This window comes from Mesorhizobium sp. M0062, from assembly GCF_040323125.1.
In the GTDB taxonomy this organism is placed as follows: Bacteria; Pseudomonadota; Alphaproteobacteria; order Rhizobiales; family Rhizobiaceae; genus Mesorhizobium.
Genome location: NZ_JAMYUO010000029.1, coordinates 19,009 through 35,173 on the forward strand (window position 1 = coordinate 19,009; position 16,165 = coordinate 35,173).

The following is a 16,165-nucleotide window of genomic DNA, read 5'->3' on the forward strand; positions in this document are numbered from 1 at the left end:
GATTTTTAGGGCTTTAGGAATTTTCTATGACTGAACAGACCACAGCGGAGACCCGCCTCTGGACCCGGACGGGTTTTCGCGAAGACGAGTGGACACATGCCGAAAGTGCGGATGCACTGGCGGGCAATGGCCGCTTCATCCTGCCGTTGCAGGCATTTCTCGGCCTCGATGCCGAAGTGCGGCGCTCGGCCAAGGAGCGGCTTGGCGTCGCGCTGCAGCCCGGCGACCAGCTGGAAAAGATTGTGGATCTGCTCGACCAGCTGTCGCTGGTGGCGCTGGCCTTCCCGGCCTTCAGCGACGGCCGCTCGTTTTCCAAGGGCGAATTGCTGCGCAGCCGCTACCATTTCGAGGGCGCGGTCCGCGCCACTGGCCAGGTGCTCGTCGACCAGCTGCCGCATATGCTGCGCCTCGGCTTCGACGAGTTCGAAATCTCCAACCCGGTTCTGCTGAAGCGCCTCGAAGAAGGCCGCACAGGCGGGCTGGGCCTTTACTATCAGCCGACCGAAGCGTCGGAGCCGAAGGGGCCGAAATACTCCTGGCGGCGCGTTCGCAACATCTGACGCAGCGGTAATTTCGCCTGTCTTTACAAAGACTGTGATCGGGCCTTCTCCTGGCTGTCCGGACGGAAATATCCGCCGGGCGCGAGGGAGGAATCGGCGCTCATCGGCGGCAACACCAATGCACCGTCCATCATGATCGCCGAAAAGGCGCCTGACATGATCAGGGCTGCAAGGTCTGGATGCGCGAGGAGCGCAAGGCTGCCTGAGCCGGTTTTTGGAAGATGCCGCCGCGCCTTCGGTGCGGCGGTTTTTTTCTTTGTCTTACGGCATTCCCAAGCGAAAGCCCGGAAAACCGCCTCACACTTTGCTGGAATTGCTTTTAGGCCAAGGCCCGCGCTTCGCGAAACGAGATCAGCTTGCGGCGGTTCTCGTCCCACAACGCCAGCTTGACGCAGCGCAGGCTGTCGAGAAGCGTGACGCGGCCGATGCCGCGCAGTTCGGGATAGTCGCGCAGCACTTCCTGCAGCCGGTAGCCCGGCACCTTGGCCGAGAGATGGTGCACGTGATGGACGCCGATATTGCCGGTGAACCAGTTCAGCACCGGCGGCAAATCATAATAGGACGAGCCGTGCAGGGCGGCACGCTGGAATTCCCACTCTTCGTCCTTCGCCCATTCCGTCTCCTCGAACTGGTGCTGGACGTAGAACAGCCAGATTCCGGCCGATCCGGCCAGGATCACGATCGGCAAATGGACGATCAGGAAAGCGCCGGGGCCGACCAGCCAGATAAGCAGCGCTGCCGCGACCGCGATGCCGAGATTGGTGGTCATCGACGACACCCAGGGCGTCAGGCCGCCGCGCATCATGCCGACCGGCAGCCTCTGCTCGAAGATGAACAGCCAGATCGGGCCAAGGCCGAACATCACCAGGGGATGGCGGTAGAGACGATAGGCAAGGCGTCCCCGCCAAGACAGCTGCCGGTATTCAGCAACCGTCAACGTCCTGATATCGCCCATGCCGCGCTCGTCAAGATTGCCGGCGCTGGCGTGATGGGTGGCGTGCGCGCGCCGCCAGCAATCGTAAGGGGTCAGCGTCAGCACGCCGAGCGCGCGGCCGATCCAGTCGTCGGCAGTGCGGTTGGCGAAGAAGGAGCCGTGGCCGCAATCGTGCTGGATCATGAAGATCCGCACCAGAAAACCGGCGGCGGGAAGGATCAGGATCAAGCCCCACCAGTGGCCATAGGAATAGGCTGCCGAAGACAGCGCCCACAGCGTAACGAAAGGAATAAGGGTGATGGCGAGTTCAAGAGTGCTGCGTCGCCGGTCGGGCTTCTTGTAGCGCGCCAGGATCTTCAACCAGGCGCGCTTGCTGTTGGCGGCCGTCTCGGGGGAAATCATGTTCATCAGGAAGCATAGGCGGGGCGTCCCGCTGCCGCAAGGAAAAGCTCACGCAAAATTACTGCGCGTAATTGTCGCGCGATAGCATCGCTATTGACGGCGTTGGCCGCCGGCCATGCTGGCTTCTATGCCGTCCAGCCGGTCGAGCAGATCCCGGAAACGGGCGGGAATGTCGGCCTCGGTGCGGAAGGCCGGCAAGGTGCGCAAGAAGCGCGTCGTCGCCTCGGTGCCGAACTGGCGCCTGATGTCGGCGGCGAGCTCTTCGCTTCTGTTGCCAGTATTGCGGTCCATTGTCTCAAATCCTGTGTCGGTTTCAAAACTCCTCCAAGCTTTGAATGGTTCCCCATAGCGGGGTATTGGCAAGCAAAGGCTGCCGTTACGGTAAAGTTTGAATTAATTTTGAACGTCTTTGCGTCCCGCACCAAGTCCGACGGGCAGCCCGCAACATTGCCTGCTGTTGGGCGTCCTCCTGGGCTTGCCCCTTGATTTTTGGCCGCCAAACCTCGATATCGGGCGCAAATCCAAACCATTCGAATGACGGGAAATGGCGATGAGCGACCAGACAAAAGACGAACGCGCGCCCGAGGATATCGAAACGGCCGAGGCCGAGCGCACGCAAGGCGGCATCGACGGCGACTATGAAGCGCTGGTGCGGCTGCTGAAGGAAAACGAGGAGCTGAAGGACCGCGCGCTGCGGGTCGCGGCCGAGATGGAGAATCTGCGCCGCCGCACCGCCCGCGACGTGCATGATGCGCGCGCCTATGCGGTGGCCAATTTCGCCCGCGACATGCTGTCGGTATCGGACAATCTGCGCCGCGCACTCGATGCTATCCCCGCCCAGGCGAAAGCGGCCGGAGATGCCGGCTTCAAGGCGCTGATCGACGGCGTCGAGATCACCGAGCGCGCCATGCTGTCGACGCTGGAACGGCATGGGGTGAAGAAGCTCGAACCGGAAGGTGAGAAGTTCGACCCGAATTTCCACCAGGCGATGTTCGAAGTGCCCAATCCCGATGTGCCGGCCAACACCGTCGTCCAGGTCGTGCAGCCGGGCTATTCGATCGGCGAGCGCGTGCTGCGGCCGGCCATGGTCGGGGTCGCCAAGGGCGGCCCCAAGATCGCGGCCACCGAAGCGCCGGTCGAGCCGGGGCCGGTGAACGAGCAGGCCGAGAAGGATGCGTGAGTAGGAATAGGCAGTAGGGGATAGGGAATAGGGAATAGGGAATAGGGAATAGGGAATAGGGAATAGGCAGGCGTATCAATCGCGCGGCTTCGTGTTATTCATTCTTTCCCTAATTCCCAATCCCTACTACCTCATGTCCCTGACACCCATCGACCTCCTCGACTATGCTGGCGTCGCCGTCTTTGCCGCGACCGGGGCGTTGGCGGCTTCGCGCAAGCAGCTCGACATCATCGGCTTCCTGTTTCTGGCCAGCGTCACCGGCATTGGCGGCGGCACGCTTCGCGACGTCATCCTCAACCTGCCCGTCTTTTGGGTCGCCAACTCCGGCTATGTGCTGGTTTGCGCGGCGGTTGCGGTGCTGGTCTTCTTCATCGCCCACCGCGTCGAATCCCGCTGGAAATGGCTGCTCTGGCTCGACGCCATCGGATTGGCGGCCTTTTCCGTAATGGGCGCGGCCAAGGGGCTGGCCATCACCGGCTCGCCGGTCGTCTCCGTTGTTATGGGCGTGTTGACCGCCACATTTGGCGGCATCCTGCGCGATCTGCTGGCCGGCGAGCCATCGGTGCTGCTCAGGCCCGAAATCTACGTCACCGCCGCACTCGCGGGCGCCGGCCTCTACACACTTGGCGATCTTGCCGGCCTGCCGCCGCTCGCCTCGGATATCGCCGGCTTCGTCGCGGCTTTCCTGGTGCGCGGCGGCGCGCTGAAATTCGGCTGGACCTTTCCGTCCTACAAGAGCCGCCCGGGACGGCGACCGGAGGATATTCCGTAGGGAGAGGGATTAGGGAATAGGGAATAGGGAATAGTCGGTAGTCAGCAATTCGCGGCAGCCTTCACTACTGCCTACTGCCTACTGCCTACTGCCTCACGCCGCAAAGCGCTGCGCTTCCCCGCCATAATAGTTGACGTAGCGGGCGCCGATTTCCTTGACCGGCATCACCACGAACACATCGACGGTGGAGAACTCACGGTCGATGACGCAGCCGTCGCCGATGCGGGCGCCGACGCGCAGATAGCCCTTGACCAACGGCGGCATGGCCGCAATCGCCGCCTTGGCGTTGACCGCCTCGATCGGCATAAGGTCCATCGAGCAATAGCGCCCGGAGACCGCCCGCACATCCCAGGCGGAGTTGGTCCGGCAGTGATGGGCAAGGTAGGTGAGCGCCTCGGCATGCGCAGCCGGCACCGTGCCAGGGAACGAGGCACAACCGGTCATCACGCCGATCTCATAGTGGTTGATGTAGGCCCAGATGCCTTGCCACAGCGCCTCGATGGTGCGCTTCGAGCGGTATTCCGGCAGCACGCAGGAGCGGCCGAGCTCAAGGAAGCGCTGGCCAGGATGGCGGGCGATCAGCTTGGTCAGTTCGAACTCGCCTTCGGAATAGAAGCCGCCGGCGGTCGCGGCAATCTCTTGCCGCAGCAGGCGGTAAGTGCCGACGATGCGGCGATGCTCGGGGCCGGAGATCGAAGTGTCCAGCACGAGGAGATGGTCGCACAGCGGGTCGAAGCGGTCGGCGTCGCGCCGGTCCTGCGCCTGGAACAGGTCCTTCCTGGCGCCAAGCTCGTCATAAAACACCCGGTAGCGCACTTCCTGGGCGGCGGCGATTTCGGCCTCATTGCGGGCAAGCCGCACTTCGAGATTGCCGATACGGCCCAGCGGTGCGCCTGTTGCGACGGCATCGGCGTTCCGCGCGGCGAGCAAAGCGCCGCCTGCGCTGGGCCGAGTGTCACATTCCGGCATAACTGTATGCACGAGTGATTCTCCTTCGAGCCATCCCTCTTGGCACGGGGATACGGTGTAGGTGCAACAGGATTGTGACAGTACCGTGATACGGCGCGACGGGCAATACTTCGTCGGCTGGCGAAAACCCTCATTCGGCTACCTACGTGAGGCGAGGATTGCGCCAGCGTCGCCTTGAAGCGCGTCGCGCTGGGACAATTCACGCGACGCGCTTCAAGTCTTTGTTTTGCATGTCGTCTTCTCAAAACCGGGGCCACTTTTGAGCGACATGAATTCAGGCGGCCACCTGGCCCTCGACGGCATGGACCAGCGCGTCGGGATCGAGCGGCTTGGTGACAAAGCCGCTGGCGCCATGGGCGAGCACGGTGTGGCGGGTCTTTTCCTGGCTGTCGGCCGAAAGCACCATGATCGGAACCGGCGGCACAGCCATTTCCTCCTCGTGGCGGCGGATGGCGGCGATCGCGTCCAGCCCGTCCATGACCGGCATGTGCAAATCCATCAGCACCACATCGAAGCGATTTTTCAGCCCGGCTTCGGTCACCGCCTCGACCGCGGCCTTGCCATTGCCGACCACTTTCACGCGATGTCCCGCCTTCAAAAGCGTGGCGCGGGCAAGCATGGCGTTGATGTCGTTGTCTTCGGCGATCAGCACCGACAAACCTTGCTGGCGCCCGCCATGGGCACGAAGCGAGGACGCGCCGGTCTTTTCCGGCTTGGGCGGCGGCAAGGCAGGGGCATGACTGGTCAGCAGCACGCGCAGCAGGGTTTCGCCGCGCACCGGCCTCGCCAAGAAGGTGGCGTAGCCGCTGGTGCGGAATTCGCCAAGCATGCCGCGGTCGGTCGGCGCGATCAGCGTGATCGCCTCGCAATCGGCAAAGCCACTCTGGCGCAGGCGCTTGAGCAGTCTGCCGTCGCCGTCCTCCAGGGCCGCGTCGATCAACAGCACATCGCAATGTTCGGCGAAGGGCGTCGCCTGGGAAGCGGTTGCGGCGACGTCGACGGCGCCGCCATGGGCGCGGATGGTGCGGGCGATGGCGTCCGCCTCGACGGCGTTCTTCGACACGATCACGGCGCGCCGGCCGGCCAGGATGTTCTGCCGGTTCTGCGGTGCTTCGGTTGCTCCTGCGGCCGGGATCTCGAAGACGAATTCCGATCCCTCGCCAAGCCGGCTCGACACCGAAATGGCACCGCCCATGGCGGCGACCAGGCGCCTCGATATGGCCAGACCGAGGCCGGCGCCGCCATGGGTGCGGGTCGAGGTGCCGTCGGACTGTTCGAACTCCTCGAAGATGCGCTCCATATCCTCTTCGCGCAGGCCAGGGCCGGTGTCGGCGACGGTGAAGCAGATGCGGTCGCTGGTCTCGGTGCGGGCCCGTGCAACCGAAACCAGCACGCCGCCGGTGTCGGTGAACTTGATCGCATTGCCGATCAGGTTGAGCAGCACCTGCCTGACTCTTCCCGGATCGGCCATGATCATCTGTGGCACGTCGGGCTCGACATGACAGCCGAGGCCGATGTTCTTGGCGAAGGCTTTGGCCGCCATCAGTTCGATGATGTTGTCGGCGATTTCGCGCAGCGATGTCGGCTGCGGCTCCGGGTCGAAACGGCCGGCCTCTATCTTGGAATAGTCGAGCAAATCCTCGATGAGCGCCAAAAGGGCGCTGGCCGAGGTCGAGACAGCGCCGACATAGGTGCGCTGCTCGGGCGACAGATTGGTGTCAGCCAGAAGCTTGGCCATGCCCATGATGCCGTTCATCGGCGTGCGGATCTCATGGCTGACGGTGGCGAGGAAGCGCGACTTGGCCTGGCTGGCATATTCGGCGCGCTCACGCGCGGTGATCAACGAGGATTCGGCGCGCTTGCGGGCGGTGATGTCACGGGCAATCGCCCGGTGCGAGACGGCGCCGCTATCCTTGTCGCGCACCGACAGTTCGATCCATGAGAACCAGCGCGGACCGTTCGGGGTACGTATGGAGACGTCGGTGGAGCTCAGGCATTCATGATCGGAAAAGGCGGCGTCGGGAACGATACCGACATCGATGCCGAGGTCGGCCAGAGTCCTGCCGGCAAGGTCGCGCTGATCGGTTCCGACGAGGCCGGCGAAAACCATGTTCGCATAGACGATGTGGCCGTCGCGGTCGCGGTGGACGACGAGATCGCCGAGCGCATCGATCAGCCCGCGAAAACGCTCCTCGCTCTCCTGCATCTCCCACATGCGGTCGGCCAGCGTCTCGATCTCGGCGCGGCTGCGGGCGGCGGTTTCGTCGAGCAAGGCCGTCGCGCGGTGGACGGTGCGGCGGTTGCGCAGGTGCATGGCGACGCCGGCAAGGCCGGTCGCCAGCAGACCGAACGTGATGAAGATCGGCGCGCCGGTGAGGTGAGACAGGCCCGCCAGCACGACGCTGGCGACGACCGTCAGGAACAGCAGGCCCTCGTGCGTGGCGCGCGGAAAATCCGGCGCCAGCGGCGGCGCAGCAACATGCTGCCGCTTGGGCGTCGCCGGGTTCGGCCCGTCGATGCTTTCGGCGCGGCTCTTCTCTTTCCTGGCGGACTCCGCGATCATGCGGAAATCCTTGCCAGATAGAGATTATGGAAAAGCGCGGCGGATCGTTCGAATTTTAGCGGTCATGCATTTTTGCCGCCCGTTCTGGCGGCTTCGGGGCCTCACATATCCACGACCATGCGCCCCCTGATCTTGCCCTCGACGATGTCGTGGGCGGCGGCGATGATGTCGTCGAAGCCGATGGTCGTCGACAGGCCGGCGAGCTTTTGCAGATCGAGATCGCTGCCGATGCGGCGCCAGGCTTCGAGGCGCACGGCCTTGGGCGCCATCACCGAATCGATGCCGAGCAGCGAGACGCCGCGCAGGATGAACGGGGCGACGCTCGACGGCAGATCCATGCCACCCGCCAGGCCGCAGGCGGCGACCGCGCCGCCATAGGCGGTCATCGACAGCACATTGGCCAGCGTGTGGCTGCCGACGGCATCGATGCCGCCGGCCCAGCGCTCCTTGGCCAGCGGCTTGGCCGGCTGGGAGAGTTCCTCGCGCGAAATCACTTCGGCGGCACCGAGGTCGATCAGATAGTAGCTTTCGGCGTTGCGGCCGGTCGAAGCGATGACGTGATAGCCAAGGCTGGACAGGATCGAGACCGCGACCGACCCAACGCCGCCGGCTGCACCCGTCACCACCACCGGGCCGCGATCCGGCAGGATGCCGTGCCGCTCCAGCGCCATGACGCTGAGCATGGCCGTATAGCCGGCGGTGCCGACCGCCATCGCATCGTGGGCGCTGATGCCGTCGGGCAACGGCACCAGCCAGTCGCCGTTGACGCGGGCGCGCCCGGCATAGGCGCCGAAATGCGTCTCGCCGACGCCCCAGCCATTGAGAATGACCTTGTCGCCCTTGCGCCAGTCGGCATGCGATGAGGAGAGGACGGTTCCGGCGAAATCGATGCCCGGCACCAGCGGCCAGCGGCGGATCACTGGCGCTTTCCCAGTGATGGCCAGCCCGTCCTTGTAGTTGACCGTCGTCGCCTCGACCGCGACGGTGACGTCGCCTTCCATCAGATCGGCTTCGCCGAAATCGACGACCTCCACCGACTGTTTCTTTTCGGCGTCGCGCGAAACGAGGATGGCTTTGAAGGTTTCAGGCATCTCTTCTCCTCGGCTTCGCAAAGGCTGGAGGTCGGCATTGGCTGGCTCTGGCCGAACTGTGCGGCGACCGTCCGGCGAGGTCAATTGGTCAAAAGAGTCGGGCCGTCAGGCTTCTGGGCCTTGCGGCTTGGCCTCGCGCCGCCAGCCTATGAACTCGTCGAAGACAACCAGCGCCGCGCCGACCGAAATGAAGGCATCGGCGAGGTTGAAGACGGCGAAGGACCATACCGGCGTGTGGAACAATATATAGTCGATGACGTGGCCGTAGACGGCGCGGTCGATCAGATTGCCGATCGCACCGCCGATGATCAATGCAAAGCCGATGCGGGCCAGCACATGGCCGGCGGGGGTGCGCGTTGCCAGATAAAGCACGAAGGCGACGACGACGACCGCGATGACGACCAGGCCGGTGTCGCCGAAAGACGAGAACATCGAAAAGGCAATACCGGTATTGTAGGTGCGAAACAGCGCCAGGAACGGCATCAGGTCGAGCTTTTCCTGAAAGGCGAGGCCGGTCTCGATCAGATGCTTTATCCACTGGTCGAGCGCGATTGCCACCACCACCAGCAGCGCATAGGGAGACCATGATTTCACGATGTGGCGTCCTCGGGGGCAAGTTTCAGAGCGCCGCGCCGGATCTCGAACAGCATGATTCCGGTGGCGACCGCCAAATTGAGCGAATCGGCGCGGCCGGCCTGCGGAATCCGCAGCAGCCGGTCGCAGCTTTCCGCCAGATTGTCGGGCAGGCCCTGCTGCTCATTGCCCATCATCAAGAGCACCGGTCCTCGGGAGAAATCGACCGAGCGGTAGTCGACCGCACCCTTCAGATGGGTGCCGACCACCAGGCCCGAGAAGCTGTTTCGCCAAGCCAGAAATGCTTCCGGCGTCGCCTTGGTCACCGGCACGGCGAAGATCGAGCCCATGGTGGCGCGCACGGTCTCGACAGAAAAAGGATCGGTGGTCTCGCCGACCAGGATGACGCCCTTGGCGCCGACGGCATCGACGGTGCGGATGACGGTGCCGAGATTGCCGGGATCGCGCACCCGGTCGAGCGCCACCCAGACGTCGCCGTCGTGAGCGCGGATGTCTCTTAGCGGCAGCAGTTTTTGCCGGAAGACGCCGACCACCATTTGCGGATTGTCGCGGCGGGTGATGGCGACCAGCACTTTTTCGGACACTTCGAGCACGGTGCCGCCGGCGGCAACCGTGCGCGCCGCCACCTTTTCGACCGCCGCATTGCCGCGTCCGGCCTTGGCGAAAACCAGCGTCCTGATCGACCAGCCGAGGTCGAGGGCGTCGATGACCAGCTTCAGCCCTTCGGCCATGAAGGCGTTCTGCTGGTCGCGGAATTTCTTCTGGGCGAGCGCCTTGATGTCCTTGATCAGCGGATTGGCAAGGCTGGTGACTTCCTTGACCTGCCCGGGCGCACCTGCGTGCCGCTCATTCATTCGGGACTCCCGGGCATTCAGGTCTCCCGGGCATTCAGGCCACCCAGCGCGAAAACAGCGATGTCGACAGCGCCCGGCCGGCGGATTGCTCGCGGATGATCAGTTCGCCTGATTCAACGGTGCCGCCCATGCTGGCAAAGGTGTCGCGCATCAAGGCATGGATGGCGAAGAAGGAGGCGCGGATGGAATAGGCGGTCAGCACCACGGTGAGCGGTTTCGGCGTCAGGATCGCGCGGCAAAGATCGGTCAGGCCGGGCAGGTCCTCGAACAACTGCCAGACCTCGCCCTTGGGGCCGCGGCCATAGGCGGGCGGGTCGAACAGGATGATGTCGTAGCGGCTGCCGCGGCGCTCTTCGCGCTCGGCGAATTTCACAGCATCGTCGACGATCCAGCGGATCGGCTTGCTGCCGAGACCGGCCATTTCCTGGTTTTCGCGCGCCCAGCCGACCGCCTTCTTGGAGGCATCGACATGGGTGACCTCGGCACCGGCGCGGGCGGCTACGAGAGACGCGAGCCCGGTATAGCCGAACAGGTTCAGCACCTTGACCGGGCGGTTGGCCGCCGCGATCAGGCTGGCCATATGGTCCCAGTGCGAAGCCTGCTCGGGGAAGACGCCGACATGGCGAAACGAGGTGAAGCGGCCGAGATAGTCGATGCCGTCATGCTTCATCGGCCAGGTCTCGCCCAGCGGTACCTTCGGGAACCGCCAGCGGCCGATGCCTTCCTCGTCGGTGTCGCCGGTGAAGATGGCGTCGGCTCGGTCCCAGTCCCTGGCGGGCAAGGCCTTTTGCCAGATCGCCTGTCCCTCGGGCCGCACGATGCGGTAGGGGCCGTATTGTTCGAGCTTCTCGCCGGCACCGCTGTCGAGCAGTGCATAATCCTGATTGGGCGCCACTTCGAGGATCACCGGCAGGCGCTCAGTGGGCAGGATGCCTTCGCGACGCGCCAGGATACGGGGGGCGGGCTTCGGATCAGACCGGTCGTCCGGTTTTGTTTCGTGGCGTTGCTGTCTGGCTTGGGGTCGGACTGGTACGGTCTCCGGCTGTGGCCGCGCATGTTCGGTCCTGCCTTTTGCGGGCGGACGGTTGTCGCGGCGTTTGTCGCGAAAAGACTTCAAGCAGGAGCGTCTCCGGAGGCGGCAGGCCGCTTTTGGCATAGGGTTACCGGCTGCGCAAACAAAATGGTCCAGCGTGCGAATGTCTGAGGTGGTGGACCTCGCTGAGGAAACAGGCAAATCTCGAATCATGTCCCGTTCCGAACGCCTGCTCGACCTGATCCAGATCCTGCGCCGGCATCGCCGGCCGGTGAGCGGTCGCACGCTTGCCGGCGAGATGGACGTTTCGATCCGAACGCTCTACCGCGACATTGCCACGCTGCAGGGGCAAGGCGCGCCGATCGAGGGCGAGGCTGGGCTGGGCTATGTGCTGAAACCCGGCTTCATGCTGCCGCCACTGATGTTCACCGACGAGGAGATCGAGGCCATCGTTCTGGGATCGCGTTGGGTTGCCAGACAACCGGACAAGCGGCTGTCGGCCGCCGCCACCGACGCGCTGGCCAAGATCGCCGCTGTGCTGCCGGATGATCTGCGCGAGGACCTCGATGCGACCGCGCTTTTGGTCGGGCCGCACGGCGATGCTGTCGAAAGCATCGACCTTGGCCTGGTGCGCCAGGCGATCCGCAACGAGAGAAAACTCGGCTTTCTTTACCGCGATGCCGGCGGCGCCGCCTCCGAGCGCTTGATCTGGCCATTCGCGCTCGGCTTTTTCGACAAGGTGCGGGTGGTGGTGGCCTGGTGCGAGACGCGGCAGGATTTCAGACATTTTCGCTCCGACCGGATGTCGGGGCTCAACACCACGGATATCCGCTATCCGCGTCGTCGGCAGGCGCTGCTGAAGGAATGGCGCGCGACGCTGGACGCACCGAAGCGCCAGCCTGGCGCTTAATGCTCCTTTCCACGCGCCCACAAGACGCTGCTGCCAGAATCTGACAGTGGGGTCACCTATGCTCCTCCAATCGAAACCCTGGAGAGCAGACATGAACACCCCCAATTTCGTCATTCTTTATGTCGACAGCCCGGAGCGGAGCGGCGCCTTCTACGGTGCGCTGCTGGGACGCCAGCCGGTGGAGACGTCGCCGACCTTCGTGCTGTTCGTGCTCGACAATGGCTTCAAGCTCGGCCTGTGGTCGCGCCACACGGTGGAGCCGTCGGCCGCGGCCGCGGGCGGCGGTGCGGAGCTCGTCTTCGCGTTGGACCGGCCTGATGCGGTGGACGCCGCCTACACGGACTGGGCAGGACGCGGCTTGACCATTCTGCAGACGCCGACCGACATGGACTTCGGCCGCACCTTCGTTGCGCTCGATCCCGACAAGCACCGGCTGCGCGTCTACTGGCTGAACGACGGAGAACAGGCCAATGGGGAACAGGCCAATGGAGAACAGAAATGAGTGCGCACTGGATCGCGGTCGCTTCCGCCGAACATGTCCGGCGCGGCCGCGAGGCCGGCTTCATGCAGGTCAACCACGGCAAGGCGGCACCTTTGCGCCGCATGAAGCCCGGCGACGGCATCATCTACTACTCGCCGACCACAATTCTGCGCGAGAAGGACGGCCTGCAGGCCTTCACGGCAATCGGCACCGTGCGAGAAGGCGAGCCTTACCAGGGCGACATGGGCGGTGGCTTCACGCCGTTCCGCAGGGATGTCGAATGGGCCAAGGCCGAGGAGGCGCCGATCAAGCCGCTGCTCGAGCAGCTCGACTTCACCGCGGGCAAATCGAACTGGGGTTATCAACTGCGCTTTGGGCTGTTCGAAATTACGGCGCATGATTTCGCGCTGATCGCCGAGGCGATGGGCGCTGCCATGAAGGCCGACTGAAGCATCCAGCCGCCGGATCGGCAAGGCACCGTGACAACGCTGCTGACACCAAGTTGTCAGCAGCGTTGTGCGACAAGCGATTGTCTTCAGATAGCGTCGCGCTTGCCCCAGGAGAATAAGATGGACTTCGTCTCGATCCGCATCATTACCGATCAGATCAAGCCCTTGGTGGCATTCTACGACACGATCACCGGGCTTACCGCAACCTGGTTCACAGACGATTTCGCCGAACTGGCAACGCCGTCCTGCACACTGGCGATCGGCAGCACCCACACGCTGGCCCTGTTCGGAACTGATGTGGGGCAGCCGGCCGCCAATCGCTCAGCGATCATCGAGTTTCGCGTCGCCGATGTTGATGCTGAGTACAGCAGGCTGGCGAAAATCATCGGCGATTTCGTACAGACGCCGACGACGATGCCATGGGGTAACCGGTCGCTGCTGCTGCGCGATCCCGATGGCAATCTGGTGAACTTCTTCACCCCGGTCAGCGCGGAAGCGATCAGGAAGTTCGATCGCAGAACCGGCGCAGACGCTACTGCTTGAGCGCGTTGTAGACGGCAATGCCGGCGGCAAGGTCCTCAAGCGCGGCGCCGACCGACTTGAACAGCGTGACCTCAGTGGGGCTCTGCCGGCCCTGTTTTTCCCCGCGCGCCAGCTCATGCAGATCGGCGACGATGGCTTCCGGCTTCAGCACGCCGGAGGCGAGCGGCTGGACGATGTCGCCGGCTTCCTTGGTGGCGCCGGCGCGGGTGTCGACATAGACGCGGGCGCGCGCGATCGCGTCGTCGTCGCTCTCGCGCATGGTCGGCGTGAAGCCGCCGACCAGATCGACATGCGCGCCCGGCTTGAGCAGCGCACCCTTGACCAGCGGCGTCGTCGTGATCGTCGCCGATGAGACGATGTCGGCCTCGGCGAGTTCGGCGTCGAGATCGCTTGCGGCCTCGGCGTTGAAACCGTCCGCGCGCAAATCAGCCGCGACCTTTTCGGCATTGGCGGGCGTGCGGTTCCAGATGCGGATGGTCTTGATCGGCCGCACCGCGGAGTGCGCCTTGGCGAGGAACGGCGACAGCGCGCCGGCGCCGGCCACCAGAAGCCGCGATGCGTCCTCGCGGGCGAGATAGGAGGCCGCCAGCGCCGAGGCGCAAGCGGTGCGCCACTGTGTCAGCCGTTGGCCGTCGATCAGCGCTTCGGGCTCGCCGGTGGAGCCGTTGAGCAGGAGGTAGAGCCCCATCACCGCCGGTTTGCCGATGGCGTTGTTGTCGGGCGATACGGTGACGATCTTGACGCCGATATGACCCCCGACCGATGTGCCGGCCGCATGGAAGTCGGTCCACGCCGGCATCAAAAGCAGCGTGGATGTGGCACCGTCGGGCCGCTCGACCCCGTGATGATGGCGGACGGGTTGCACAGCACCCTCGCGGAAGGCCGCGCGCAATGTCTCGACCAGCCCGGGAAAGGTCAGCGCCTGGTCGACAGCGTCGGCCGAAATGGTCAGCATGCAAAACTCCGCGAAGATAAAAGCGCCGGCTTCAGGCCGTTGGCTTCGGCAGCGCCGGCCCGGTGGCCGCGCCCTGCTGCACGGCGGGTATACGGCTGACCGCCTGGCGCAAATTCTCGGCCTCGACGCCGCGCTGGCGCGCCAGCTTGCGGTAGCGGCCCTGCTTGACCCAGGTCGCCAGGCTGCCGACGACCATGCCGATGGCGAGCGCCACGAACAGGAAGATGAACAGCGGCAAGGTCAGCGTCAGTTTCGGATTGCCGGGGTTGAACGGGTCGAGCGTGAAGGCGACCAGCTCGCGGTTGGCGACGGCCAGCGCAATCAGGATGACGGCGAGCGGCACGAAGACCACGATAAGTATGAAGCGGTTCAACATAGAAATTCCCTGGAGAAGGCAGGCCTTGATAACGCCGGCGCGTTGGTCCGCGCCTACTTGCCGCCATTCAGCCTTTCACGCAATTCCTTGCCGGTCTTGAAGAACGGCACCCACTTCTCCTCGACCTCGACGGATTCGCCGGTGCGCGGGTTGCGGCCGGTGCGGGCAGGGCGATTTTTCACCGAAAAAGCGCCGAAGCCACGCAACTCGACCCGATTGCCTTCCGCCAGGGCATCGGTGATCTCGTCGAAGATCGCTCCCACGATGTTTTCGACGTCGCGCAGGAAAAGATGCGGGTTGCGCGTGGCAATGATCTGCACAAGCTCGGATTTGATCATCAGAAAGGTCCCCGTGAAAGCGCTGCGGTCAAATTATCAGGATGATTTTATTTGCTTTTTTACTCGCCCCAACCGGCAGATCAAGGGTGCCAGACGGAAACGAGACCGTCAAGAAACAAGCGATCCGCGCCAATTTCGTGAAGCACGTCGCTGCCGGCCTCCGACAGGCCGAGCGCGCTGCCGACGCTGCGCGCTATTGCTTTCGAGAACAGGAAGCCGCCACGCCGCTCGGTGTCCTTCCATTCCACCACCTTGAGCTTGGCGTCGACACCCTTGGTCGCCAGCCAGTCGATCGCCACGCTCTCGCCGCCGACAGCGTCGATCAGACCGTTGGCAAGGCCCTGGCGGCCGGTGAAGATCGAGCCGTCGGCAAGGGCCAGTGCCTGATCGCGGGTCATTTTGCGGCGCTCGGCGACGATGCCGACGAACCAGTCATAGCTGTCGAGGATGAGCTTGCGGACCATGGCTCGCTCGTCTTCATTGGTCGGCTTGAAGGGCGAGGGCGATGCCTTCAGCGGCGAGGATTTCACTTCCTCGAGCTTGATGCCGACCTTGTCCATCAGACCGCTGACATCGGGATACTGGATGAGCACACCGATCGAGCCGACGATCGACGTCTTGCGGGCAACGATATGGTCGCTGGCACTGGCGATCATGTAGCCGGCCGATGCGGCCAGCGTGCCGACCTCGGCCACCACCGGCTTGTCGGCGGCAAGCTTGCGCACCTCCTCGTAGATCGATTCGCCGCCGACCGTGGTGCCGCCGGGCGAATCGATCGCCAGGATGACGCCCTTGACCTGCGAGGATGTGCGGATGGTTTCCAACCGCTTGATCAGTTCCTCGTCCTCGGTGATGGTGCCTTCGATCCTGACCTTGGCGATGTGGTCGACGGAAGAACCGCCGAGGTCGCCCCCATAGAACCAGCTTGCAAGCGCAATCACCCCAAGGGCCACGATGGCAATGGCGGCGCCGCGCCAGAAGGTCAGCTTGCGCCGCAAGCGGCGGCGGTCGATCAGGTCGTCGGCTCTCAGTGCCATGGTCTGCCTCACAGTCGGTGGGAAGCGATGCTTTTAAAGCAAGCGTCCGCGCCCGGCTACCTCTTCCTCAAGAGCCTGCGACGAAGCGACCTTCACGACGGAGGCATTTCAGGAAAAAATGACG

General features: G+C 64.1%; 19 protein-coding genes. 7 read left to right on the forward strand and 12 right to left on the reverse strand.

The window, feature by feature from the left end:
* Positions 1–26 precede the first annotated feature (26 nt).
* Positions 27–560, forward strand: a complete 534-nt coding sequence (locus NKJ64_RS25880) for a DUF934 domain-containing protein (RefSeq protein ID WP_023754257.1) — start codon at positions 27–29, stop codon at positions 558–560.
* A gap of 319 nt (positions 561–879) precedes the next feature.
* Here NKJ64_RS25880 and NKJ64_RS25885 read toward each other — a convergent pair whose 3' ends face one another.
* Together NKJ64_RS25885 and NKJ64_RS25890 are read right to left on the reverse strand one after the other, a co-directional pair.
* Positions 880–1,902 (reverse strand): fatty acid desaturase, encoded by a 1,023-nt coding sequence (locus tag NKJ64_RS25885; RefSeq protein WP_023691976.1) that lies wholly within the window; start codon positions 1,900–1,902, stop codon positions 880–882.
* An 84-nt stretch (positions 1,903–1,986) separates the two neighbouring features.
* Positions 1,987–2,187, reverse strand: a complete 201-nt coding sequence (locus NKJ64_RS25890) for a hypothetical protein (RefSeq protein ID WP_023669766.1) — start codon at positions 2,185–2,187, stop codon at positions 1,987–1,989.
* 259 nt (positions 2,188–2,446) lie between these two features.
* On the opposite strand from NKJ64_RS25890, the gene grpE reads away from it, so the two are divergent.
* A complete protein-coding gene (grpE, locus tag NKJ64_RS25895) occupies positions 2,447–3,076 on the forward strand; it encodes a nucleotide exchange factor GrpE (RefSeq protein WP_352463565.1) in 630 nt (209 codons plus the stop codon).
* Between the two features lie 139 nt (positions 3,077–3,215).
* Positions 3,216–3,848: a trimeric intracellular cation channel family protein gene (locus NKJ64_RS25900; protein ID WP_023683056.1), complete on the forward strand. Its 633-nt coding sequence runs from the start codon at positions 3,216–3,218 to the stop codon at positions 3,846–3,848.
* A 93-nt stretch (positions 3,849–3,941) separates the two neighbouring features.
* On the opposite strand, the gene olsB is transcribed toward NKJ64_RS25900, so the two are convergent.
* From olsB to NKJ64_RS25930, 6 genes are all read right to left on the reverse strand, one after another.
* Entirely contained in the window at positions 3,942–4,817 is an 876-nt protein-coding gene (gene olsB / locus NKJ64_RS25905) for a l-ornithine N(alpha)-acyltransferase (RefSeq protein WP_023683057.1), read from the reverse strand.
* A 274-nt stretch (positions 4,818–5,091) separates the two neighbouring features.
* Positions 5,092–7,380: a response regulator gene (locus NKJ64_RS25910; protein ID WP_023740832.1), complete on the reverse strand. Its 2,289-nt coding sequence runs from the start codon at positions 7,378–7,380 to the stop codon at positions 5,092–5,094.
* A 101-nt stretch (positions 7,381–7,481) separates the two neighbouring features.
* The gene (acuI, locus tag NKJ64_RS25915) at positions 7,482–8,471 is read right to left on the reverse strand and encodes an acrylyl-CoA reductase (NADPH) (protein WP_352463566.1); all 990 of its coding nucleotides are present in this window, start codon (positions 8,469–8,471) and stop codon (positions 7,482–7,484) included.
* Between the two features lie 105 nt (positions 8,472–8,576).
* A complete protein-coding gene (lspA, locus tag NKJ64_RS25920; protein WP_352463567.1) occupies positions 8,577–9,065 on the reverse strand; it encodes a signal peptidase II in 489 nt (162 codons plus the stop codon).
* Positions 9,062–9,919, reverse strand: coding sequence for a TrmH family RNA methyltransferase (locus NKJ64_RS25925; RefSeq protein ID WP_023683061.1), 858 nt, complete (start codon positions 9,917–9,919; stop codon positions 9,062–9,064). The genes lspA and NKJ64_RS25925 overlap by 4 nt, the downstream gene beginning before the upstream one ends.
* A 34-nt stretch (positions 9,920–9,953) precedes the next feature.
* Entirely contained in the window at positions 9,954–11,036 is a 1,083-nt protein-coding gene (locus NKJ64_RS25930) for an RsmD family RNA methyltransferase (RefSeq protein ID WP_352463568.1), read from the reverse strand.
* A gap of 127 nt (positions 11,037–11,163) precedes the next feature.
* On the opposite strand from NKJ64_RS25930, the gene NKJ64_RS25935 reads away from it, so the two are divergent.
* From NKJ64_RS25935 to NKJ64_RS25950, 4 genes are all read left to right on the forward strand, one after another.
* Positions 11,164–11,862 carry a helix-turn-helix transcriptional regulator gene (locus NKJ64_RS25935; RefSeq protein WP_023698199.1) on the forward strand — a complete coding sequence of 233 codons (699 nt, stop codon included), beginning with the start codon at positions 11,164–11,166 and terminating at the stop codon, positions 11,860–11,862.
* Between the two features lie 91 nt (positions 11,863–11,953).
* Positions 11,954–12,364 (forward strand): VOC family protein, encoded by a 411-nt coding sequence (locus NKJ64_RS25940; protein WP_023698200.1) that lies wholly within the window; start codon positions 11,954–11,956, stop codon positions 12,362–12,364.
* Complete coding sequence (locus tag NKJ64_RS25945; protein ID WP_352463569.1) at positions 12,361–12,792, forward strand: EVE domain-containing protein; 432 nt, start codon at positions 12,361–12,363, stop codon at positions 12,790–12,792. The genes NKJ64_RS25940 and NKJ64_RS25945 overlap by 4 nt, the downstream gene beginning before the upstream one ends.
* A 120-nt stretch (positions 12,793–12,912) precedes the next feature.
* On the forward strand, positions 12,913–13,335 hold the full coding sequence (locus NKJ64_RS25950; RefSeq protein WP_352463570.1) for a VOC family protein: 423 nt from the start codon (positions 12,913–12,915) through the stop codon (positions 13,333–13,335).
* On the opposite strand, the gene lhpI is transcribed toward NKJ64_RS25950, so the two are convergent.
* From lhpI to sppA, 4 genes are all read right to left on the reverse strand, one after another.
* Positions 13,325–14,290, reverse strand: coding sequence for a bifunctional Delta(1)-pyrroline-2-carboxylate/Delta(1)-piperideine-2-carboxylate reductase (gene lhpI, locus NKJ64_RS25955; protein ID WP_352463571.1), 966 nt, complete (start codon positions 14,288–14,290; stop codon positions 13,325–13,327). The two genes, NKJ64_RS25950 and lhpI, sit on opposite strands and share 11 nt — an antisense overlap.
* A 31-nt stretch (positions 14,291–14,321) precedes the next feature.
* Positions 14,322–14,666: a lipopolysaccharide assembly protein LapA domain-containing protein gene (locus tag NKJ64_RS25960; RefSeq protein WP_023691965.1), complete on the reverse strand. Its 345-nt coding sequence runs from the start codon at positions 14,664–14,666 to the stop codon at positions 14,322–14,324.
* A 53-nt stretch (positions 14,667–14,719) separates the two neighbouring features.
* Complete coding sequence (locus tag NKJ64_RS25965; protein WP_006200394.1) at positions 14,720–15,004, reverse strand: integration host factor subunit beta; 285 nt, start codon at positions 15,002–15,004, stop codon at positions 14,720–14,722.
* An 80-nt stretch (positions 15,005–15,084) separates the two neighbouring features.
* A complete protein-coding gene (gene sppA / locus NKJ64_RS25970) occupies positions 15,085–16,041 on the reverse strand; it encodes a signal peptide peptidase SppA (RefSeq protein ID WP_023698204.1) in 957 nt (318 codons plus the stop codon).
* Between the last annotated feature and the right edge of the window lie 124 nt (positions 16,042–16,165).